Origin of the sequence: Nannocystis sp. RBIL2 (genome assembly GCF_026626745.1) — a bacterium.
Lineage (GTDB): Bacteria > Myxococcota_A > Polyangia > Nannocystales > Nannocystaceae > Nannocystis.
Window position 1 is genome coordinate 100,755 of sequence record NZ_JAPNJW010000001.1, and the last position, 22,229, is coordinate 122,983.

At 72.2% G+C, this 22,229-nt stretch carries 17 protein-coding genes; 8 read left to right on the forward strand and 9 right to left on the reverse strand.

The features are described 5' to 3' along the window. Positions 1 to 45: 45 nt before the first annotated feature. Positions 46 to 1,473: a hypothetical protein gene (locus tag OV090_RS00395; protein ID WP_267701434.1), complete on the reverse strand. Its 1,428-nt coding sequence runs from the start codon at positions 1,471 to 1,473 to the stop codon at positions 46 to 48. Positions 1,474 to 1,673: 200 nt separating this feature from the next. Between OV090_RS00395 and OV090_RS00400 the strand changes: the two genes are divergently transcribed. Then, a complete protein-coding gene (locus OV090_RS00400; RefSeq protein WP_267701435.1) occupies positions 1,674 to 1,829 on the forward strand; it encodes a hypothetical protein in 156 nt (51 codons plus the stop codon). Between the two features lie 81 nt (positions 1,830 to 1,910). Here the strand turns inward: OV090_RS00400 and OV090_RS00405 are convergent, their stop codons facing one another. Both OV090_RS00405 and OV090_RS00410 read right to left on the reverse strand, forming a co-directional pair. Further along, a complete protein-coding gene (locus tag OV090_RS00405; RefSeq protein ID WP_267701436.1) occupies positions 1,911 to 3,680 on the reverse strand; it encodes a S53 family serine peptidase in 1,770 nt (589 codons plus the stop codon). Positions 3,681 to 3,893: 213 nt separating this feature from the next. Next, a complete protein-coding gene (locus OV090_RS00410; protein ID WP_267701437.1) occupies positions 3,894 to 4,361 on the reverse strand; it encodes a nuclear transport factor 2 family protein in 468 nt (155 codons plus the stop codon). 146 nt (positions 4,362 to 4,507) lie between these two features. Between OV090_RS00410 and OV090_RS00415 the strand changes: the two genes are divergently transcribed. After that, the gene (locus tag OV090_RS00415; protein ID WP_267701438.1) at positions 4,508 to 6,103 is read left to right on the forward strand and encodes a XylR N-terminal domain-containing protein; all 1,596 of its coding nucleotides are present in this window, start codon (positions 4,508 to 4,510) and stop codon (positions 6,101 to 6,103) included. Between the two features lie 9 nt (positions 6,104 to 6,112). Here the strand turns inward: OV090_RS00415 and OV090_RS00420 are convergent, their stop codons facing one another. Together OV090_RS00420 and OV090_RS00425 are read right to left on the reverse strand one after the other, a co-directional pair. Next, positions 6,113 to 6,418 (reverse strand): putative quinol monooxygenase, encoded by a 306-nt coding sequence (locus OV090_RS00420; RefSeq protein WP_267701439.1) that lies wholly within the window; start codon positions 6,416 to 6,418, stop codon positions 6,113 to 6,115. 186 nt (positions 6,419 to 6,604) lie between these two features. Continuing rightward, positions 6,605 to 7,060, reverse strand: coding sequence for a hypothetical protein (locus tag OV090_RS00425; RefSeq protein ID WP_267701440.1), 456 nt, complete (start codon positions 7,058 to 7,060; stop codon positions 6,605 to 6,607). 338 nt (positions 7,061 to 7,398) lie between these two features. On the opposite strand from OV090_RS00425, the gene OV090_RS00430 reads away from it, so the two are divergent. Beyond that, complete coding sequence (locus tag OV090_RS00430; protein ID WP_267701441.1) at positions 7,399 to 9,819, forward strand: CARDB domain-containing protein; 2,421 nt, start codon at positions 7,399 to 7,401, stop codon at positions 9,817 to 9,819. 61 nt (positions 9,820 to 9,880) lie between these two features. Here OV090_RS00430 and OV090_RS00435 read toward each other — a convergent pair whose 3' ends face one another. Both OV090_RS00435 and OV090_RS00440 read right to left on the reverse strand, forming a co-directional pair. Then, complete coding sequence (locus OV090_RS00435) at positions 9,881 to 10,318, reverse strand: hypothetical protein (protein WP_267701442.1); 438 nt, start codon at positions 10,316 to 10,318, stop codon at positions 9,881 to 9,883. A 125-nt stretch (positions 10,319 to 10,443) separates the two neighbouring features. Then, complete coding sequence (locus tag OV090_RS00440) at positions 10,444 to 10,899, reverse strand: cupin domain-containing protein (protein ID WP_267701443.1); 456 nt, start codon at positions 10,897 to 10,899, stop codon at positions 10,444 to 10,446. Positions 10,900 to 10,970: 71 nt separating this feature from the next. Between OV090_RS00440 and OV090_RS00445 the strand changes: the two genes are divergently transcribed. The 5 genes from OV090_RS00445 (at position 10,971) to OV090_RS00465 (ending at position 18,931) form a co-directional block, all read left to right on the forward strand. Beyond that, a complete protein-coding gene (locus OV090_RS00445; RefSeq protein ID WP_267701444.1) occupies positions 10,971 to 11,768 on the forward strand; it encodes a Smr/MutS family protein in 798 nt (265 codons plus the stop codon). Between the two features lie 43 nt (positions 11,769 to 11,811). Continuing rightward, complete coding sequence (locus OV090_RS00450) at positions 11,812 to 13,401, forward strand: Na+/H+ antiporter (RefSeq protein WP_267701445.1); 1,590 nt, start codon at positions 11,812 to 11,814, stop codon at positions 13,399 to 13,401. A 43-nt stretch (positions 13,402 to 13,444) separates the two neighbouring features. Beyond that, positions 13,445 to 14,242 (forward strand): hypothetical protein, encoded by a 798-nt coding sequence (locus tag OV090_RS00455; protein WP_267701446.1) that lies wholly within the window; start codon positions 13,445 to 13,447, stop codon positions 14,240 to 14,242. Positions 14,243 to 14,440: 198 nt separating this feature from the next. Continuing rightward, positions 14,441 to 17,314, forward strand: a complete 2,874-nt coding sequence (locus tag OV090_RS00460) for an ATP-binding protein (RefSeq protein WP_267701447.1) — start codon at positions 14,441 to 14,443, stop codon at positions 17,312 to 17,314. 192 nt (positions 17,315 to 17,506) lie between these two features. Next, positions 17,507 to 18,931, forward strand: coding sequence for a phospholipase D-like domain-containing protein (locus OV090_RS00465; RefSeq protein WP_267701448.1), 1,425 nt, complete (start codon positions 17,507 to 17,509; stop codon positions 18,929 to 18,931). Between the two features lie 192 nt (positions 18,932 to 19,123). On the opposite strand, the gene OV090_RS00470 is transcribed toward OV090_RS00465, so the two are convergent. Together OV090_RS00470 and OV090_RS00475 are read right to left on the reverse strand one after the other, a co-directional pair. Beyond that, positions 19,124 to 19,861 (reverse strand): hypothetical protein, encoded by a 738-nt coding sequence (locus OV090_RS00470; protein ID WP_267701449.1) that lies wholly within the window; start codon positions 19,859 to 19,861, stop codon positions 19,124 to 19,126. 309 nt (positions 19,862 to 20,170) lie between these two features. Beyond that, positions 20,171 to 21,973 carry a hypothetical protein gene (locus tag OV090_RS00475; RefSeq protein ID WP_267701450.1) on the reverse strand — a complete coding sequence of 601 codons (1,803 nt, stop codon included), beginning with the start codon at positions 21,971 to 21,973 and terminating at the stop codon, positions 20,171 to 20,173. Positions 21,974 to 22,229 lie beyond the last annotated feature (256 nt).

Genomic DNA, 22,229 nt, shown 5'->3' on the forward strand with positions numbered 1-22,229 from the left:
CGCCCGGCGAGCCGGGCGGAAGCGCACCGCCCTCGTCGGGGCCGCTCAGCCGCAGCCGTCGCCGTCGGGGCAGCCGTTGTCCGGATCGCGCGGCAGCGTCTGATCGCAGCCCGCGATGTCCTCGAACGTGTTGCTGGCCGAAAAGTCAGGTCCGCCGCCGAGCCAGCCGCGGGCGATCCCGTGGTTGGCGCTGTGGGCGATCGTCGTGTTCTGGATGAACGCGCCCGCCGGCACGCCCTCGATGAACAGGATGCTCGCCTCGTCGGCGTCGGTGCACGTGAAGCCGACGCAGCCGCACTCGCCGCCCGCGTACTCGATCCGCGCGTGCTCGAGCCGGTTGTGGGCCGCCGGCACGCTGCCGTACCACAAGCCCACCCAATCGCCGGGCGCAGGGCTCTCCGCCGCCGACGTGAACACGATCGGCTCCTCCGCCGTGCCCACCGCCACCAGCGCCCCGGTCGCCGGATCCGTCTCGCTCGTCCAGTGCTCGATCTCCAGCCCGGTCCCCGGCAGGAACTCGATCTGCACCCCCGGCTCGATCGTCAGCGTCGTCAGCGGCTGCGCGGGCCCGCCGATGCTGAAGCGCGAGCCCGCGAACTCGCCGAAGTGGTACGGCACCCCGCGGTCGTGCATCGTCCCGTCCTCTTGCATGCCGCCGCTGCTGTTCGCGCCCTCCGCATCGAGGTGGATCTTGTCGATTTGGTTGCCCGTGTACTCGCCGTCGGGCAGCGAATCGAGGGTGTGCTCGCCGAGGCGCACCGGGTACGGGTTCTCCTCGTTGCCGCTGCCGGTCACCACCAGCTGCGTCGACTCCGGCAAGAAGCCTGACACCCACTGCGCCAGCACCCCGGTGCCGACCGAGTCCTTCACGGTCACGTGATCGACGCGGGCCAGCTTCTTGGTCGGCGTCTCGCTGTTGCCGCGCAGCACCAGCGACGCGTTGTGCAGGAACCCGTCGGAGCCGCCGCCCTCGAGCGTCGCGTGGGCGAGCAGCAGCTGCGCCGGGTGGTAGGCGACCAGCGCGCTCCATGGCTCCTCGCCGTCGCGGACGAACCGGATCGGCCGCTCGGGCTCGCCCTCCGCCTTGAGCGTCGTCACCTCGGTCGAGCTCGTGTGGCCGAACACCAGCGCCGCCTCGGCCTGCATCCGCACCTCCGCGCACGGCTCGATCGTCAGCGTCGCCCCGTCCGGGATCGACACGAAGCGCGTCACGATGTGCGGGCTCCCGTCGGCCTTCCACACCTCGTCCATCCCGAGCTCGCCGTCGTGCATCGTCGGCCCCGCGGTCGGCGCCGGACAGGCCGCCGGCGTGCCGGTGGTCGGCGCATCCGTGTCGGTGGCGGGCGCGGCCGTCGTCGTATCGGTGTCGGGCGAGTCGGTCGTCGCCTCTTCCGCGGGGCAAGCGCTCAATGTGCAGAGGGCCAGCGCCGCCGAGGTCGTCCAAAGTAGATTCTTCAAGTCGTTCTCCTTCACAAGCTACGGGCCCTTGTAGCCGAGCGGGTCCCGCTCGCGGATCACCGGCGTCGTTCACTGCCCTTGCGACAAGCTCACGCGCGTGCGCATCGGCCGGCGACGTCTTCACCCACGACGGCCTGCTCGGCGCCAGCTTCGCGTGGTCCGACAAATGCGGCAGCGCGCGCACCATCACCCTGTGGCGCGACGACGCCGCGCGCATGAAGTTCGTGTTCGGCACCGTCCACAGCAACGCGATCAAGAACGGCCTCAAGCACACCAGGGGGTGGGAGACCACCCATTGGAGCGAGACCGCCTCCGACCAGCCGCCGACCTGGGACGACGTGCGGCGGCGCCTGAGCGACGTCCGCCAGTGACGTCAATGACCTCGAGGACATGCCCTATCCGGCATGCCCTCGAGGACATTGCACTTTGGACAGGACCTTTCGGACATGCAGCTACGGCAGCGCCAGCGCCAGCATGGCGATGTCGGGGGCGCCGAGCCCGGTCGGATAGTCCCAGCCGGGCCCGGCGTGATAGTGCTCGGTCTGGCCGTACTTGATGTCGCGGAAGGTCGAGCGGGTCGGCTTGTGGCCGTAGAGGATGGGGTTCAGAAAGCCCACGCGCGGCAGCCCCAGGCTGCGGCGGTAGCCGTTCACCACCGCCAGCATCCCGGCGAACGCCGGCGCGGCGAACGACGTGCCGCCGAAGTACTCCCACTTCGACCAGCGGCGCATCCACATCGGGTACTCGGTCGACGAGCTCAGCGCCAGGTCGGCCATCGCCCGCCGGTCGGCCGTGACGTCGGCGTCCTGCCAGTACGGGCGGGCGAACGTCTTGGCCAGCCCCGAGCCCGACATCACCCACGCCCACTCCTTCTCGATCACCCCCTCCTGCGAGGCGACGAGCTGCGTCCCACCGACGCACGTCACGTACGGGCTCGAGCACGGCGTGTCGGGCATCCCGGAGTCGCCGCTGGCCGAGACCAGCGTCATCCCGAGCGCCGCGCCCATCAGCGCCGACTCGTCGTACTGGTGGCGCAGCGGCTTGGGCTCCGAGTCCTCGCGGTGGGCGAACGAGAACGTCAACACGTCGACCTCGTTGGCCGTGATCGCGTGGTTCCAGGTGAACAGCAGCGACGTGTTGCGCGCGTCGGGGCCCTCGTAGACCACCGCCTTGGCGCCCGGCGCCATCGCAGTCGCCCACTGCACGTCGAGCGCGGTCTCGGTCACCCGCTCGAACACCGGCTCCATCACCGCCACCCGCTTCGGCAGCGCGCGCTCGACCCCGAACGACTTCCAGAAGATCTGCAGGTCGATCGCGTGATACGTGCCGGCCGCGACCACCCCGACCGACGAGCCGCCCCCGTCGAACCCGGCGTCGAACAGCGGGTGCAGGTGATACGCCCCGTAGAACGCCCGCGGCCCGTACGCCTCCGGCCCCGGCGGGTCGGCCACGATCTTGCCCACCTCCGGCGTCAGCTCGCCCTTCTCGGTCGGCAGGTCCGCGCTCGCCAGCCCGTTGGTGCGCTCGGCCACGAACTTCGGCAGCGTGAACCGGTCGAGCGTGCAATAGACCGGGAACGGCGGGTCCTCCCACAGCGGGTTTTTGCGCATGCAAATGTGCAGCTCGGTCTGGAACGTCGCGTTGAAGTCGGCCACCGTGCCGGAGAACTGGACCAGCAATCGATTCTTGGCCTCGAAGTCGATCGTGAACCCGCGCGAGCGCAGCCAGTTCTCGATCAGCGCGACCACGGTCGGGTCCGGCGCGTGGTCGGCCATCCACGCGTCCACCGTCATGTAGCGGCGGAACAGCGGGCTGCCGGGCGCGTACATCAGCGCCACGCGGTCCTCGAGCAGCTTGCGCTGGCGGGTCGGGAAGCCGATCAGGGCCCGGAAGCCCGCATCAGGCGGAGCCGGCCCCTGGTCGTCGTAGACCCCCGGCAACGGGCTCGGCAGGCCGTCGGGCTTCTCGGTCGGCACCGTCTCGCTCGGGGGCAGGCACGACGGATCGTCGCCGCACGGGCCGACCGGGTCGTCGGGGCCCGTCGTCACCCACCCGCTCGAGCCTGACCAGCCGACCATCGTCTCGAGCCCGTCGTCGACCGATCCGGTGCCGCTGCCGAACGACTCCGTCGCGGTGCCGACGGCCTCCGGTTCGCCGCACCCGGCGAGCAGCGCCAGCGCGACCGACGGCGACGCGACCGCGACATTGACGAGACGGCCCACCGCATGACCCGCGCGAATCATCATACATCGCCCCCTGTGCCGGGAGTCGCGTCCGGTGAAATCCGGGCGTGGCGGCACGGCTTGACCGTGTTCCAGCTTCACCGGCCCGCAAGCAGTCTCAGGCGATTTGCCGCGAGCGCTCGCGCCGGGCCGCGAATCATCACACCGCCCGCGGGCGAGCGGCCGGCGATGAGCCGCGCCCGCGGTCGCCGCTCACGAGCGGCCAGCCATGTACGCCTCGAGCTGGCGCCGCGCCTGGCGTTGCAGCGAGCGCTCGAAGAAGCCGGTCCACCCGAGCACGAGCCCCGGCAGGCCCACCGCCTGCCGCGCCCACGCCCACAGCGGGAAGTCGTCGTCGTGGCGCACGATCTTGCCGTCGCGGAACTCGAACCGCGCCTCGACCACGTTGTGGACCTTCCGCCCGGTGCTGAACGTGTACCACGCCTCCCAGTGGGCCGAGCCGCGCTGGTCGTCGGCCGTCACGTCGCGGAACTCGATCTTCAGGTCCTTGCCGCGCTCGCACAGCATCCGCCACATGTCGCCGGCCTCGCGCCCGCGCAGGCCCGGGAACGCGTGGTCGCTGAACTCCACGTCGTCGGCGTAGCAGGCCGCCATGCCGGCCGCGTCACGGGCGGCGAAGGAAGTGTAGAAGCGCTGGATGGTCTCGGCGTTGGGGTGCATGCGCGCGGCGAGTCTACAGCAGCGCCGGCAGCCGCAGCGCCCGGGGGAGTCCTCGCCCGCGCGTCCGGGCAATTTCGCCCGTCGGCAGCATGCGCGCGAACCTCGGGCTTGATCGCCGCATTCGCCCGGGCCTACCTTCCTCGGACGTGAGCGAGGAGAACCCCTTCGTCGCGGCCGGCGACGACGACGCGCTGCGGCTGCCCGACAGCGCCGACCTGCTCAAGCACCTGCGCTTCTCGCCGCGCGACGGCCGGATCACTCTCGGCGACGAGCGCATGGTCCTGGTCCACGTCAGCGCCCTCGCGGCCCTGCGGCGCGAGCTCATCGCCGCTCTCGGCGTCGCGCGGGCGCGGGCCGTGTTCACGCGCATGGGCTACGTCTCCGGCCAACGCGACGGCGAGCACGCCCGCCGGGTCCGCGGCACCGCCAGCTACTACGACCTGTTCGCCGCCGGCCCGCAGCTGCACGCGCTCGAGGGCATGGTCGCGGTGCGCCCGCTCGAGGTGCAATTCGACATCGAGCGCGGCCACTACCGCGGCGAGTTCGCCTGGCGCAGCTCCGCCGAGGTCGAGGCCCACCTGGGCAGCGAGGGCCGCGCGGCCGAGCCGGTGTGCTGGACCCTGATCGGCTACGCCAGCGGCTTCACCACCGTCTTCATGGGTCGGCCGATCGTCTACCGCGAGGTCGCCTGTCGCGCCTGCGGGGCGCGTCACTGCCGGATCGTCGGCCGCCCGCTCGGCGACGACCCGCCCCCGCCCGAGTTCGAGTTCCTCGCCACCGAGCCCCTCGCCACCCGGAGCGCGGGCGAAGCCGCCACGCCGCCCGCGCGCCCCGAGGGCCCCGTCATCGGCTGCGCCACCGGTCTGCGCGCCGCCTGGGCCCTGATCGAGCGGGTCGCCGGCGCCGAGCTGCCGGTCCTCCTCGAGGGCGAGCCCGGCGTCGGCAAGCGCCACCTCGCCCGCGCAGTGCACGACCGCAGCCGCCGCGCCGCCGGCCCCTTCGTGGTCGTCCGCGCCGGCGCCCTCGATCGCAGCGGCCTCGCCGACGCGCTCGCGCGGGCCCGCGGCGGCAGCCTCCTCGTCGCCGACCTCGATCGCCTCGCACCTGACCTTCAGGACAGCCTGCTCCACGCCCTCGACACAGGCGATCACGACCTGCGCTGGCTGGCGAGCACGCGGGTCGACCTGCGGCGCGGCGGCCTCGTGCGCGACGAGCTGGTCCAGCGCCTCGGCGCCTTCCCGGTCTGGCTGCCGCCGCTGCGCGAGCGGCGAGAGGACATCCCGCTGCTGCTCGGCCGCTTCCTCGACCAGCAGGCGCGCGCGCTCGGGCGGCGCCTGGGCGGCGTCACCGAGGCGGCCAACAACGCCCTCCTCGACCACGACTACCCCGGCAACGTGCGCGAGCTGTGGGGTCGGGTCGCCCGCGCCGCGGTGCTCGTCGGCGACGACGAGCCGATCGATCGCGGCCACCTCTTCGGCGGCGACGAGGCTCCGCCCGCGCGCCTCGAGCTCGCGCCCGCCGGCGTGCTGCAGCCGATCCGTCCCGCCGGCGATCCGGCCGCCCCGGGCGTCGACGATCTCATCGACGCCCTGCTCGATCGGCGCGCCGGCATCGAGGCCCTCGAGCAGGCCCTGATCCGCGGCGCAGTCGAGCGCGCCGGGGGCAACCTCGCCGCGGCCGCGCGCCTGCTCGGGCTCACTCGCCCGCAGCTCGCCTATCGCTTCCGCAAGACCGACGGCTGAGCCGCGGCCTCACGCGATCTGGCTGTAGCGCACGATCTGCGGCGGCACTGCCAGCAGCGGCGCCAGCTTGCCCAGGACCGCCCCGACGTGCGGGCTCGTCATGTGCGCGTCGACCGACGCCAGCCCGTCCCAGTGCTCGACGGTGATGAGCTGGTGCGGGTTCGACGATTGCTGGTGGACGTCGAAGCGGAGGTTGCCGGGCTGCGCGCGGCTGGTGCGCGCCAGCTCGCCGAGCAGCGCCGCCAGCTCGGCGACGTGGTCGGGGTGGGCCTGGAGGGTGGCGACGACGTGGACGTGATCGTTGGCAGTGCTCATGGCGCGAGGCTGGCTGCGCGCAGACCCGCTGTCACTTGCGCATATCGTCGATCGCCGCGGCCGCGCCGGCCCCTCGATCTCACCGAATCATGCACCCCGCGCATTCGCGCGCCGTCGTCCGTCGCGCGTCGCCGCGTTCGGGAATCGTGCGCCGCCGGCCGCGCGCGCGAGGTCTTCGCCGGCCCCTCAATGCAGCAGCTTGATCTCGGTCACGATTCCGCCCTCGACCGCGACCTCCCATTCGTTGAACGTCCCGTCGCAGGTGCTCGTGGCCTGCACGTAGCGGCCGGTCTTCGGCCCGCTCGTGCAGCGGATGAAGGTGTGGAACGCCACCTCGCGCTCGCCGGCGCTCCGGCGCTGCGTGTCGGCGGGCGGGCCCCACGCCATGAACGCCGCGAACTCCTGCGACCCGGCCTTGAGCTCGCCGCGCTTGGCCGCCGTGCGCTCGGCCTCGGGGAGCGCCTGCCACCTGTCCCAAAGACCCTTTTTTTGAAGGAAGGCTTGGCGCTGCGCCTTCGGCACCTTCAGGTATTCGGCGCGGTCCTTCTCGCCGTCGAGGTTCTGGTAGAAGCGCCGGTCCAGGCCGCGGAGACGCTCGGGCGACGAGGCGCAAGCCAGGGCGCCGCACACGAGCGTGCCCATGAGTGTACGAAAGATCGGGTGTGACATCGGTACCTGCGGTTGGCGACGACCGGCGTCCGCGCGCGGTTCGTCGAGCGTGACGCGTCGACGGACACGACCGGGCCTCGCTTCTCGCCCGCGCGTCAACCGGCGGTAAACGGCGAGCCCACCTGCGTTCACAAACCAGTGACATCGCGGCCCCGCGTTCGTCGCGCCTCGGATGCGGCCCGAGGACCGTCGTCGCTCGCGGACAAGCGCAGAAACAGCCCGGGGGTCCGCCGGTTGATCGGCCCAGGGTCCTGTGATGATCTTCGCCGGCGATGCAGGGAACAAGGTTGGGTCGGAGTACGGGTTGGTTGATGTGGTTCGTCGGCGCGGTCGGCTGCGGCGACAGCGGCGGCACGGTCACTGCCAGCGAGGGCAGCACCGCCTCGAGCACCGGCGTCACCACCGACGGCACCGCCACCACGGAGCCGACCAGCACCGGCGTGCCGACCACCGGTCCGACCTCGGGCGGCATGACCGCGGGCGAGACCATGACGGGCACCACCGCCGTCACCACCGACGCCACCAGCAGCACCACCGACGCCATCACCGGCACCAGCACCACCGGCGACGACCTGTGCGAGGGCGGCACCCTGTGCGGTCAGCCCGCGACCTGCTGTCCCGCCGGCAACGAGTGCCTCCTCGACAACTGTCTGCCGACATGTGACAGCGGCGTCTACTGCGGCCCGAGCCTCGACTGCTGCGCCGCCGGTCAGGTCTGCTCGGGCGCCGAGTGCGTCACCCCGGGCGCCCCGTGCCAGGACTCCTACGACTGCCAGCCCGGCGAGTACTGCGAGCAGACCCTGGGCCAGTGCCTGCCGCAGCCCGATCCGCTGACCTGCGAGATCGTGCCCGAGTTCGAGACCCTCAACGCCGTCCCCGAGTGGTCGTGGACCGAAGAAGAGGTGTTCTCGAGCCCCGCGGTGGCCGACCTCGACGGCGACGGCGTGCCCGAGGTCGTCATCAACACCACCCGCTACAAGGACTCCGACGATTACCAGGTCGGCGTGATCATCGTCCTCGACGGCGCCACCGGCCTCGAGAAGTTCCGCATCGACCACGACCCGAACAACAACAAGTTCGGCTCGCAGGGCCGCACCACCGTCGCAATCGGCGACGTCAGCGGCGACGGCCTGCCCGACATCGTCTATCCCGGCCGCGTCAGCGGCGGCAAGAGCCCGATCCACGCCGTCGACGGCACGGGCAACTGGCTGTGGACCTCGCACTCGCCCAACCCGAACGCCCTCTCGCCGACCACCCGCTTCGACAACGGCGGCATCACCCTCGCCAACTTCGACGAGGACGACCAGGCCGAGATCGTCGTCGGCGCCATGCTGCTCGACCACGACGGCCTCGTCGTGTGGAACCTGAACAACAACGGCGGCATCGTCGGCTCGCCGGCCGGCTACCTCGGCGGTATCTCGTCCGTCGCCGACCTGACCGGTGACGGCTACCCCGAGATCGTCAGCGGCAAGCAGGCCTGGTCGGTCGCCTGGACCGCCGGCGACCCGCCGACCGTCGCGGTCACCGAGCTGTGGAACAACAACAACGGCACCGACGGCTGGCCGGCGATCGCCGACCTCGATCAGAACGGCACCCCCGAGGTCGTCCTGGCCGCCAGCGGCAACGTGCGCGTGCTCGACGGCCTCACCGGCAAGCTGTGGTGCGGCATCGATCCGACCGGCGTCGCGTGCGAGAACAACGACGCCATGCGCACCCAGCCGGCGGCGGTCCCCGGCGGCGGCCTCGGCGGCCCCCCCACGGTCGCCGACTTCGACGGCGACGGCCGGCCCGAGCTCGCGGTCGCCGGCGCCTCGCGCTACACCGTGTACGACCTCAACCGCGACGGCGAGGAGATCGTCAAGCCCAACAACGACCCGATGCCGCCGGCCGGCGCCATCTACCGCCGCTGGTCGGCCACCACCCAGGATCAGTCGTCGAACGCCACCGGCTCGTCGGTGTTCGACTTCCAGGGCGACGGCGCCGCCGAGGTCACCTACAACGACGAGTGCTACGCCCGCGTCTACTCCGGCAAGGACGGCTCCGTCCTGCTGCAGATCGAGAACTCGAGCGCCACCGTCCACGAGTACCCGCTGGTGGTCGACGCCGACGCCGACGGTAACTCGGAGATCCTCATGGTCGCCACCAACGGCGGCGGCTGCAACGCCCCGGGCTACCAGCAGCGCCGCGGCGTGTACCTCTACGGCGACGCCGGCGACGGCTGGGTGCCGACGCGGCGCGTGTGGACGCAGCACACCTACCACGTCACCGGCACCACCTCGGCGGGCAACGTCCCGGCCAAGGAGGCCGACAACTGGACCACGCCGGGCCTCAACAATTACCGCCAGAACGTCCAGGGCGAGGGCGTGTTCAACGCCCCCGACCTCACCGTCGAGCTCTCGATCGGCCTCGGCTTCTGCGCCGACCAGCTCGAGCTCATCGCCACGGTCCGCAACGAGGGCGCCCTCGGCGTGCCCGCCGGCGTCGCGGTCGACTTCTACCAGGGCCAGGACGCCACCGGCACCCTGCTGCTGAGCACCGTCACCGCCACCGCCCTCCTCCCCGGCGGCTCGGAGAAGGTCAAGCTGCTGATCCAGGCCCCGCCCGTCGACATGCCCGCGGACTACTTCGTCGAGGTCGACCACGCCAGCCAGGGCAACGGCGACGTCGCCGAGTGCAACGAGGCCAACAACACCGACCTCACCACCTCGGCCGCCTGCCCCGCGCCGGGCTGACCGGTCCTCCGGGGCATGTCCTCCAGGACATGCCTTATCGAGCATGTCCCAAGGGACATGTCTAGGGGACCATGTCGTCCGCCGTCGATCGGACCGCCAGCGCCGGCAGGCGCACCGCGCCCCCGCACACGTCGTCGCCGGGGCGCACCCCGTCCGCGCCGCGCGAGCACACGCGCAGCGCCCCCGGCGTACAACTCAGCTCGTAGCGGCGGCCCCACGGGTCCGCGGCGACCTTCGGGGCCAGCCCGGCGATCCGCACCTCCGCGTGGTCGCGCGGGCAGCGGCCGTGCTGGCGCTCGAACTGCTCGGCCGCCGCCATCAGCCAGAGGTTCTCCGTCGCCGCGATCTGCTCCTTCGTCATGCACCCGCACGCGGGTCGCGGCCGCAGCGCGACGAAGGCGATCATCACCGTCGACGCCAGGCCGACGACCCATGCGCACGCGCGGCGAACCAGGGCTTGTTGGAGGGACTCGAGACGGAGGGGCAGCGAGAGGTCCATGACCTCCCATGAGCACGCCCCGTGCCAGCGCGAGAACCGAGCCGCCGCCGCCTCGCGGGCGCGCGTTCACCCGCAGCGACGCGCCAGCGCGGCGATCCGCGCCCGCGGCCCCGCCAAATTGGCAGTCACTTGCGCGGCGGATACGGCGTCCCGTCGCGGTGCACGTACCCGTCCGGCGTCGCGCGCAGGTCGACGTCCGGGTACTCCGCCACGTCCCGCTTGTCGTCGGTCCCGACCTCGAGCACCACCGCCACCTCCGTCCCGCGGTTCTGCAGGTGGTGCCCGTCGGCCACGCCATGAGGGAAGCCCGCGCACTCGCCCGCGCGCAGCACCGTCTCGCCCGCGTTCGTCACCAGCACCACCTCGCCGGCCAGCACGTAGACGAACTCGTCCTCGCGCGAGTGCCAGTGGCGCTGGCTCGACCACGTGCCCGGCTGCAGGTGCAGCAGGTTGACCCCGAACTGCGACAGCCCCGCTGCCGCGCCCAGCCGGACCCGCTTGCGATCCAGGCACGGCGCGTCGAACGGCGCCGGATAGCCGCTGCCGACCCACGTCGGCGCCCCGTCGATGTCGATCTTCATGCCCGCTTCTAGCACGCCTTCGCCGCCGCGCCTGGCCCTTCGCCGCCGACCGCCCCTACACTGGACGGGTCATGGCTCCCGGCGAGGCCTTCGGCCACGAACTCGACGCCCTCCTCGCCGCTGCAGGCCGCGAGGCCGCGCGCACCGACGACGGCGCCCGCCTCACCGCCGGCACCCTCGACCTCGACGTCCAGCTCCGCGGCGCCCGCGTCACCGTCGACCTGTCCGGCTGGACCTCCACCTGCGAGCTCACCGACGACGACGACGGCCGCGATCACGCCGCCCTCGCCCTCGACCTGATCGGCGCCGCCCTGTTCGGCGACCTGCGGATCGTCGCCGAGCGCTGGGCCGGTCGCCCCGGCCGCTTCACCCTCGAGCTCCGCGTCGGCGAGCGCTGGCAGCCCGGCCCCGTCCAGGGCCTCCGCCCGTGGAACCCGTTCGCCCGCGCCGCCGTCACCGTCCATCACTGCGCCTCGCCGCGGCCCGCCGCCTACCGCCCGAGCGCCGCCCCGCCGCTGCCGTGGGCCCCATGGGCCGGCCGCGCCGGCTTCTTCGGCGCCCTCGCCGACTCCGACAGCGCCGCCGAGCTCCCGGTCGACGGCGAGCTCGACCTCCACAACTTCAGCCCGAAGGACGTCAAGCGCCTGGTCCTCGAGTACCTCGACGTCTGCCTCGCGCGCGGCATCACCGAGGTCCGGATCGTCCACGGCAAGGGCATCGGCGCCCTGCGGCGGACCGTCCACGCCATCCTCGATCGTCACCCGCGCGTCGTCGGCTACCGCCTCGGCGGCCACCGCGGCGGCGGATGGGGCGCCACCGTCGTCAACCTGTCCCCCGGGCCAGCTTCGCCCCGCGACCCCGACGTCTGACGTGGACCGCCTCGTCGGCCCGCGTTAGCTTCGAAGCGCGCCGATGCTGCACCACGAACTCCTGCTCGTCCTCTCGCTGCTGTTCGCCATCGGCGTGCTGCACGTGCTCAGCGGCCGGCTCGGCATCAGCTACCCGATCCTGCTGGTCCTCGGCGGCCTCGCGCTCAGCCTCGTCCCCGGCGCCCCGCACGTCAGCCTCGACCCCGACCTCGTGTTCCTGGTGTTCTTGCCGCCGCTGCTCTACGAGGCCGCGTGGTTCACCCCGTGGAAGGAGTTCGTGCGGCTGCGCGGACCCATCGCCCTGCAGGCCTTCGGCCTCGTCCTGTGCACCGCCGGCGCCGTCGCCCTGTTCGCCCACGCCCTCATCCCCGAGTTCTCGCTCGCTCTCGGCTTCATGCTCGGCGGCATCATCTCGCCGCCCGACGCGGTCGCCGCCACCAGCGTCCTCCACGGCATGCGGGTCCCGCGGATCGCAGTGGGCATCCTCGAGGGCGAGAGCCTCGTCAACGACGCCGCCTCGCTGATCGTGTTCCGCTTCGCCCTGGCCGCCGTCGTCACCGGCAGCTTCGTCGCGGTCGACGTCGTGGGCGAGTTCTTCCGCGTCAGCCTCGGCGGCGTCGGCGTCGGCCTCGCCGTCGCCGTGCTCGTCTACGCCCTCCACCGCCTGCTGCCGAGCGCCCCGAGCGTCGACGCCAGCCTCACCGTCATGACCCCGTACCTCATGTACCTCGCCGCCGAGGGCCTGGGGTGCTCCGGCGTCCTCGCGGTGGTCGCCGGCGGCCTGTTCCTGTCGGCGCGCGCGCACGACTTCCTCGCCGCCACCTCGCGCGTCCAGGCCAACTTCGTGTGGAGCACCCTCGTCTTCCTCCTCAACGGCTTCGTCTTCATCCTCATCGGCCTGCAGCTGCCGCAAACCACCGAGGGCCTCGGCTCCGAGGCCCTCGCCGACGCCACCGGCTACGCCCTCGCCATCAGCCTGCTCACCATCGTCGTCCGCTTCGTCTGGGTGTTCGCCGCCGCCGGCGCCCTGCGGCTGCGCCGCTCGCGGCCCGCCGACGCCCCCGATCCCGACTGGAAGGCCCTCGTCGTCATCGCCTGGGCCGGCATGCGCGGCGTCGTCTCGCTCGCCTCGGCGCTGGCGGTGCCCTTGACCCTCGCCGACGGCGTCACCGCCTTCCCGCACCGTCACCTCATCCTCTTCATCACCTTCGTCGTCATCCTCGTCACCCTCGTGCTGCAGGGCATCAGCCTCCCGCTCGTCGTCCGCCTGCTCCGCTTCGGCTCCGGCGACGAGGTGAGGCGCGCCCGCGACGAACAGGCGCTGTCGGCCCGCCTCGCCGCCGCCGCCCTCGCCCACCTCGATGAGCACTACCCCGGCGAGCACCGCCAGCGCGACGCAGTCCAGCGCGTGCGGGCCCACCACGCCGCCGTCCTCCATGCCTCGCAGACCGACCTCACAGTCGAGGCCGACCTGCGGGCCGAGCACCACAAACTCATGATCGACCTGGTCCACGCGCAGAAGCGGGCGCTGCTGCTGGCCCGCCGCGACGGCACCTACGATCACGAAGTCCTGCGCGCCGCCGAGGAGCAGCTCGACATGGAAGAGGTCCGTCTGCACCGCGCCAACCATTGACCGCCGCCTGGCTTCCGCCCGCTCGAGGCGATAGAGTCTCCGCGTGAGGCCTCGCGTCGCGCACCTGTCCGTCCTCGTCCTGTGGGGATGCCTGCGCCCGAACCCCGGCTTCGACGGCGCCAGCGACAGCGCGAGCGCCTCGACCACCGCTGCCACCACCGGCACCAGCACCGGCACCGGCACCATCACTACCGGCGTCCCGACCACCGGCCCCGCGTCGACCACCGACGACAGCGATCCGACTGCAGTCGCGCCCTCGACCACGACCACCACCATCGGCACCACCGTCGACACCACCACCGGCCTGCCGGGCCCCGTCACCTTGCGCCCGTACGAGCTGGCCAACTGCGTCGACGGTCCCTTCTGCATGAGCGGCGGCGACCCGGTCTCGGCCAAGATCGAGGCCGTCGAGTGCTTCACTGCCCCGGCCGCGCCGCCCCTGCAGCTCACCCGCCTCGGCTTCCAGATCCGCTTCGCCGAGGGCGAGCCGACGGCGAAGCTCGACGTCCTCCCTTACGACCCCGGCAACCACGCCCCCGTGCTCGCAGTGCTCGACACCCGCGACCTCGGCCCGATCCCGGCCGGCATGGCCTACCGCAGCTTCGACCTCGACCCGCCTGTCCTTTTGGACATCCAGGACTTCTGCCTGCGGATCACCGGCGGCGGCGCGACCTCCACCCTGGTCCTCAACACCGATCACGAGGGCATGGCCCCGGGCGACGGCCTCGTCGCCATCGACGATCCCGGCGACTTCTGCGACTCCCCGCTGACCAACCTGCGCGAGTGGTACGACTCTCCGTTCGCCCACTTCTGCCTCGACGTCGACATCGACTCGCCCTGAGCGGCACCTGCTCCGAAGGCCAGCCGAGTCCGGACGCGCCGCCACCGCCGCGCCGTGGACCGCCCCGGGCCCCCGCAGGCCGCGATCGCGCGCGCGCCCTCGGACCCTCGTCCCCGCCCGTCCCGCGGCGCCCACCGCCTCCACGCACGCAGACCCCACATTGGCCGCGTCGATACCCACCCTTACACTCTCTCGCGGATGCGCCCCGCCGACGCTACCCCCGAGGCCACGGTCGAGCGCGCTCTCTCCCTGGCCGGTGGCGGCGAGCTCGAGCGGTTGCTCGACCTCGGCGTCCGGCTCTCCTCCGGTCTCGAGCCCGGCCCGATCCTCGTCGCCACCCTCGCCGAGGCCGCCGCGCTCGTCGGCGCCGAGATGGGCATCCTGCGCCTCGTCCACGACGACTGCAGCCCCGGCCTCGGCACCAGCCTCGGCCTCGCCCTCGACGCGCTCGCGCCGCTCGGCAGCGTCAGCCTGCTGTGTTGCCAGCGGGGCGCCCCCGTCGTCGTCGCCGACACCGACCTCGACCCTCTCGCAGTCGAAGCCCGCGAGGCCGCGCCCGGCCGGATCCGGGCCCTCCACGCCGTCCCGCTGATCGGTCGTGACGGCCGGGTCCTCGGCGTCCTCACCCTCTACTTCGCCCGGCCCGGGCGGCTCGAAGGCCGCGCCGCCGAGCTCCTCGGCCGCTGCGTCCAGGTCGCCGCCGGGCCGCTCGAGAACGCCCTGCAGCACCGCCGCCTCGCGCGGGAGCTGGCCCACAGCCGCGCCGCCGAGGCCGCGCGCGCAGCCGAGGCCGGGCGCCTCTCCCTGGGCCTGCAGGCCGCCGGCGTGTGCGCCTGGGAGTGGAACACCGAGACCGGCGAGGTCCTGTGGTCCGAGGCCATCTTCGACATGTTGGGCCTGAAGCTCGGCGACCCGACCCCGAACGCCGCCGAGTGGTTCGCGCTCATGCACCCCGACGACGTCGAGGGCGTCCGCAGCAACACCGAGCGGTCCGTCCGCGCCCGCGCCTCGTGCTACGCCGAATTCCGCGTGCGCCGCTCCGACGGCACGTACCGATGGATCGCCGCCAAGGGCGACCTGATGCCCACGCCCGACGGCCGGGGCCCGGTCCGCTACGTCGGCGCCAACTACGACATCACCGCCCGCCGCGACGCCGTGGCCGCCCTGCGCGACAGCGAGGAGCGCCAGCGCAAGCTCGCCGACAACCTGCCGTCCGGCTTCATCTACCAGGTCATCGAGCACCCCGACGGCGCTCGCCGCTTCAGCTACGTCAGCCGCGGCGTCGAGGCCATCTCGGGCGTCGGGCCCGACGAGATCCTGGCCCACCCGATGGGCCTCTACGCGTGGATCCTCCCCGAAGACCTCGCCCTCGTGACCCGCGTCGAGACCGCCGCTTTCCGCGAGCGCGAGCGCTTCGACTGTCTGTTCCGGATCCGCGGCCGCCACGACCTCCGCTGGTTGCACTGCCGTTCGGCCCCCCGCTACCTGGCCGACGGCTCCACTGCGTGGGACGGCATCGCCCTCGACGTCACCGAGCACGTGCAGGCCGAGGAGGCCCTGCGGGCGAGCGAGGCCCGCTACCGCACCCTCTTCACCTCGATCGACGAGGGCTTCTGCGTCATCGAGGTCCTGTTCGCCGACGACCGCGCCGTCGACTACCGCTTCCTCGAGGTCAACCCCGCCTTCGAGAAGCACACCGGCCTGCGCGACGCCGCCGGCAAGACCATGCGCGAGCTGGCTCCCGACCACGACGCCCACTGGTTCGAGCTCTACGGCGAGGTCGCGCGCACCGGCCGGCCGACGCGGTTCATCAACGAGGCCAGGGCGCTCGGCGACCGCTGGTTCGACGTCTACGCCTTCAAGCTCGGCGACGGCGACCGCGTCGCCATCATCTTCACCGACATCAGCGCTCGCCGGCACGCCGAGGCCGAGCGCGAGCGCCTGGTCGAGCAGCTCCGCGACGCCGACCGCAAGAAGGACGACTTCATCGCCCTCCTCGCCCACGAGCTGCGCAACCCCCTGGCGCCGATCCGCACCGGCCTGCAGGTCACCCGCCTCGCCCGCGGCAACCCCGACATGGTCGCCCGCGCGCAGGACATGATGGATCGCCAGCTGTCGCACATGGTCCGGCTGATCGACGACCTCATGGACGTCAGCCGGATCGGCCGCAACAAGCTCGAGCTGCGGCGCGGGCGGATCCTACTCGCCGACGTGCTCGGCAGCGCAGTCGAGACCGCGCGGCCGCAGATCGAGGCTGCGGGCCACGACCTGCAGCTCGCCTTGCCGCCCGGGCCGGTCTGGCTCGACGCCGACCTCACCCGGCTGGCCCAGGTGTTCAGCAACCTGCTGACCAACAGCGCCAAGTACACCGCGCCCGGCGGGCGGATCCGTCTCGCCGCCGAGCGCCGCGGCGACGACGTCGTCGTCACGGTGACCGACAACGGCACCGGCATCCCGGCCGACTCTCTGACCTCGATCTTCGACATGTTCAGCCAGGTCGATCGCACCCTCGAGCGCAGCGCCGGCGGGCTCGGCGTCGGCCTCGCCCTCGTCAAGGGCCTGGTCGAGATGCACGGCGGCAGCGTCAGCGCCGCCAGCGACGGCGAGGGTCGCGGCAGCACCTTCACAGTCCGCCTCCCGGCGCTCGCCGAAGCGGCCCGGCATGCCCCCGCCGACGTCCCTCAGCTCGCCCACGGCCCCGCCTGCCGCGTCCTCGTCGTCGACGACAACCACGACGGCGCCGGCGCCATGGCGATGATGCTCGAGATGCTCGGCCACGACGTCCGCACCGCCCACGACGGCGTCGAGGCAGTCGAGGTCGCCGGCGCCTTCCGCCCGCAGGTCATCCTCATGGACGTCGGCATGCCGCGCCTCAACGGCCTCGACGCCACCCGCCAGATCCGCGAACGCCCGTGGGGCAAGGACATCGCCATCATCGCCCTGACCGGCTGGGGCCAGGACGCCGACCGCGCCCGCTCGAAGGCCGCCGGCTGCGACTGTCACCTCGTCAAACCGGTCAACCTCGGCGACCTCGAGCGCACGCTCGACCAGTACGCCGTCCGCTGCGCGTAAATATTCGCCAGCCCCTTGGGACATGCTCGATACAGCATGTTCCATCAAACATGTCTCCTCGAGCATGCCCTTTCAAACACGACCGAGGCTGTGGCCCGCGCTCGGATCAGCGCGTCGGTGATGCGCGCTGGCAAACCGCGCGGACCTGCCATCGCCTCGACAGCCCCGCCGCGCGCGGGCACTCTCCGAGGCATGCACGAGGACGACGGCCTGCTTGCGATCGCCGACCGCCACGGCCCGTACCCCGTCCGCGGCGGCAATCGAGTGATCCCCTGGATCGACGGCGTCCCCTTTTACGATCGCCTCGCCGCCGCCGTCGCTGCCGCTCGCGCGCGCGTGTGGGCCGTCGTCTCCTTCATCGAGCCGGCCTTCTGCTTCCCGGACGGCCTCGCCTGGTGGGACCTGCTCGACCGCTGTCGCGCGCGCGGCCTCGACGTGCGCGTGCTGTTCTGGCGCAACCCGCGGTTCTCGAGCACCCGCCACGTCTTCCTCGGCGGCCCGGCCGAGCGCCAGTTCCTCGCCGCCCGCCACGCCACCTGGGCTGCCCGTTGGGACAGCTCCACCGAGCCCGCCCATTGTCACCACCAGAAGGCCTTCCTCGTCGACGCCGGCGAGCCCGACGCCATCGCCTTCGTCGGCGGCATGGTCCTCAGCAACTCCACCCTCGCCCACCCCGGCCATCCACGCGGCTCGCACAAGCACGACGCCTTCCTCGAGTTGCGCGGCCCCGTCGTCGCCGACGCCGAGCACAACTTCGTCCAGCGGTGGAACCTCGCCCGCACCGATCCCGCCGCCCCGCCGTGGCCCGACGAGCTGCGCGCCGGTCCGCTCCCATGGCCCGAGCGCCTGCCGCCCGAGTGCGGCGACGTGCAGGTCCAGCTCACCCGCAGCCTCGCGCCGGGCCTCTACCCCGGCCCCACCCCGATCGTCGGCGCCCGCCCGTTCGACAGCGAGGCCGGCGAGGCCACCATCCTCGCCCACTACCTCGCTGCCATCGCCGCTGCCCGCCGCACGATCTACATCGAGAACCAGCACCCCGGCCAGCACGCCGTCCTGCAGGCCCTGGACACCGCCCTGAGCCGCGGCGTCCGCGTCGTCATGGTCGTCCCTGCCGACCCCATGCCGGCCATCTGGCACGCCGCCGCCGAGGTCGCCGAGCTCGCCCGCCACGGCCGCGAGCACGAGCACCGCTACGGCCCCACCTTCACGCAGCTGGCCGGCCTCGCCCGCCACCCCGGCTTCACCCTCGCCGCCCTCGCCCGAACCGACGACGACGGCCACCGCGAGGTCTACACCCACGCCAAGCTGTGCATCGTCGACGGCGCCTGGGCCACCCTCGGCTCCGCCAACCTCGTCGACCTCAGCCTCGAGCGCGACCACACCGAGCTCAACGCCGCCTGGTGGGGCCGCGCGCACTGCCTCCCGCTCCTCCTCCAGCTCGTCGCCGAGCACACCGACGTCGCCGCCGACGACGACCTCGACGCCCTCGAGCGCTTCGCCGCCAGCGCCCGCGCCAGCCGCGACAGCCTGCTGCGCGGCGGCCCCGTGCTCGCCGGCTGCTACGCCCTCGACCCCGCGACCTACGCCCGCCGCCCGCCGCTCACCCAGACCCCGTGACGCGCGGTCGCTTCCGACCTGCCCCACACGACATGCTCTTTTAGACATGTCCGATGCGACATTCTCATTAAAACATGTCGCAATGGACATTGATGCGACCATGCGCGCCCACAGGATCAGCGATAGCCGCCCATGAGGCGAGCCAGCCGCGCCGCCCGCTCGCGGAGCACTCGCCCCACCGCGCGCACTCGCTCAGCGCTGCGACGCCGCCACCAGAGACGTCAGGGCAGTGCGCGTCTTCGCCTCCGGCGCCTCACGGATCGCGATCCCGAGCTCCGCGAGGAACCCCGAGAACCCCGCCGACGCCGCCGCCGCCGCCGCCGGGTCGGCCTTGATCGACAGCTCGAGCAGCGACCCGCCGTCGGGCATGCGCCACGCCTCCGCGCACACGCGATGGGGCAGCCCCGCGTGGCGCACCTGCCAGCGGCGCACGTGGACCGGCCCGAGCGGCAACAGCTCCCCCAGCTCGACCGGCTTCGGCGCCAGCGCGCGCAGGAACGCCTCCTGCGCCTGCGAGAACAGCTTGGCGATCGAGCGCTCCCCGCGGGCCACCGCGTCGATCTCCGCGCCTCCTTGCCGGCTCGTGAACGACGCCGAGCGGATCACCGCCGCGCCGACGATGTCGGCCTCGAGCTTGAAGCCCGGCACCCCGCGCCAGCGCTCGACGCGGCTCGGGTCGACCGGGCGGATCTTCACCGTCGAGTCGTCCGGTTCGCCCACCGTCGCGCGCGCCCGCAGCACCACCCCGCCGGCGTGCAGGTCGAGCCCGGGCGTGTCGTAGAAGAACAGGCGCCGCCACAGCGCCGCCTGCGGCTGCAGCCCCAGCACCGCCAGCGCGCGCGCGTGAGCGTGCGCCGCCACCGTCTGCTTGACCTCGACCGCCTCGATCCCCGCGGTCGCCCGCGCCATCGTCCCTGGAGCTGCGTCCATTCGCATCTCCAGACCGTGGCCCGGCGGCGCCGCCGCGAATGCGACCCCGATCACCCCCGCCGCTCGCTCGCCGCCCGCGCCGTCGTGAATGGCAGCACATGGCCCTTCAGACAGGCCATGTCGGACCCATGGACCCACCTGCGCACGCACCGCGCCCGATGGCGCATCGCCGCGCCCGCGCGAGCGGATACGCGATGCCCCGAGTCGCCCGCGACGACCGCGGAATCGTCGCAGCGCCCACCCCGAGCCGCAGCAGAATCGTCGCAGCCGCTCACGCGCGCGACCGGTGCGGTCGCGCGCGCGCCGGTCTCACCGCTGCATGCCTGGCTTCACGGCCCCCGGCTTCACGCTCGGCGCTGCCTGGCTCGGGTTCAGCTTGGCCGCGTTGACCTTCTGGACCAGGTCCTTGCCCAAGTTCGTCTTGGCGAACGCGTCGCCGTTCGTGATCTCGATGACGTGCTCCGACCCGGGCTTGCGGACGATCCCGCATTGCGGGCACTTCGCGGGGTCGAGCAGATCCTTCAGCTCCTTGAGCTTGTTCGGCGCGGCCCCCTTTCCGCCGCCGCCCGCGCTGCACTTGCCGGCGCCGCCGAAGATCACCTGCCCGTTGCCGCCCTCGACCGGCTCCGGGCTGAGGCCCGCGTCGAACACCAGGCTCTTGCCCGCCGCCGTGATCTCGAAGAAGCGCTCCTTCGCCGCCACGTGGCGGGCCGCCACCGCGCCGCCCGTCTCGAGCTCGACCACCGCCGCGTTGGGCAGCCCGCCGATCTCGAACTTGCACGCGTACCAGTCCGCCTCCGCCACCAGGTTGCCCTTCCACGTCAGCGACCCCGACGACTTCCACGACGGCAGGCTCTGCGCAGTCGCCCCTAGCACGGTGCGGGGGTTCGCGCCGAGGTACACCTGCCGGCCGATGCCGTCGGCCCCGAGCACCGCCGTACACGCCTGCCCGACCTTCGCCTGCAGATCCTGGTTCGCGTCCACCAGCCCGAGCGGGATCGTCGCGCCCTTCAGCGGCCCGCCGCTGACCTTCGCGTACTCGCACACCTTCTTGGGCATACGCACCGACCCGTAAATTTTCCCGCCCGCCGGCGCGCCGGTCATGCGCACCAACGCCGACGCCGCGAAGCCCCCGTCGGGCGCCACGGTGTGCAGCTCGAGCGACGCCCCGAGCTGCCCGAGCAGCTGCCCGACCGTCTTGTTCGGGCCCTTGATCGGCTTGTTCAGCAGCTTGTCCTTGATGTCGTTGACCTGCTTCACGTACGGCTCGATGTAATCGTTGACCATGTCCTCGAGCCCGCGCGTCGCCTCGGCGAACAGCTTCTCGGTGCGGTCGTAGAAGATCTGGCTGACCTTCTGCTCGGCATAATCGGCCGCCTCGTCGCCGAGGATCGCCAGGATCGGCCCGAGGATCGGCCCGCCGACCAACAGCCCCACCGGCGACAGGCCGATGATCGTGCCCCACTTCATGCCCAGGCCCACGGCCTTGCCGTTGAGCTCGAGGTCGATGTTCTTGTCGTCGAGCGTGAACTCGAGCGAGACCGGCTTCGGATCGATCTTCGGCCACAGCCCGACCTCGACCGACGCCTTGACGCCGATGACCACGAACACGTCGACCGGCACGTCGACGCTGTCGATCCACGTCTCCGCGTGGACGTCGGCGTGGACCGACACCTTCGCCTGCGCGCTCAGCTCGACCTTGACCCGCGCGTCGCCCGACGGCCCGATCTTCGTCACCACCGGCTGGTTCTTCTTCGTGAACTTGAAGGTCGGCTTGATCCGGACGCTGTACGTCACGTCGGGGCATGGGTCCGTGCATACGATCGTGTCGCCGATCTTGTTCGGCACCATCTCGTCGAGCTTCTCGCTTATCAGCTTCTCGAGCTGGTCGTAGGGGATCTCGAAGTCCTGCCAGAACAGCACCTGACCGTACTGCTCGATCCCTTCGAGGCGCGTCGCCATCGGGTTGTGGAAGTCGACCGGTGCCTGCACGTGGACCCGGACCGTTTTGCCCGCCGCGGCCGCGTCGGCGGGCGCGAGGGCGAACAGGCCGGACACCGCGAGCGCAGCGGCGCACGGCAGGGAGATCGATGGACGGGTCGGATTGCGCATACGATGTTCCTCTGGAAATCGGCCGCGAATCCACCCCGGCGCACGTGTTCGCGCGCCGCGGCTCGCTCCGATTAAAACACCAGTGATTGGCGGCCCTCGCCCAATTGCGATGAAATCCGTATGTTGACGCACGGCGCTCGCCCGGGGGCTGCGAACACCGCGAGCATTCTCGCCCGCGCCCGCGAGCGCCGAACCGCACGCGACGCACTCGCATCACATGTCCCAAAGTACATCCATCATACTTCACCGCGCGCCG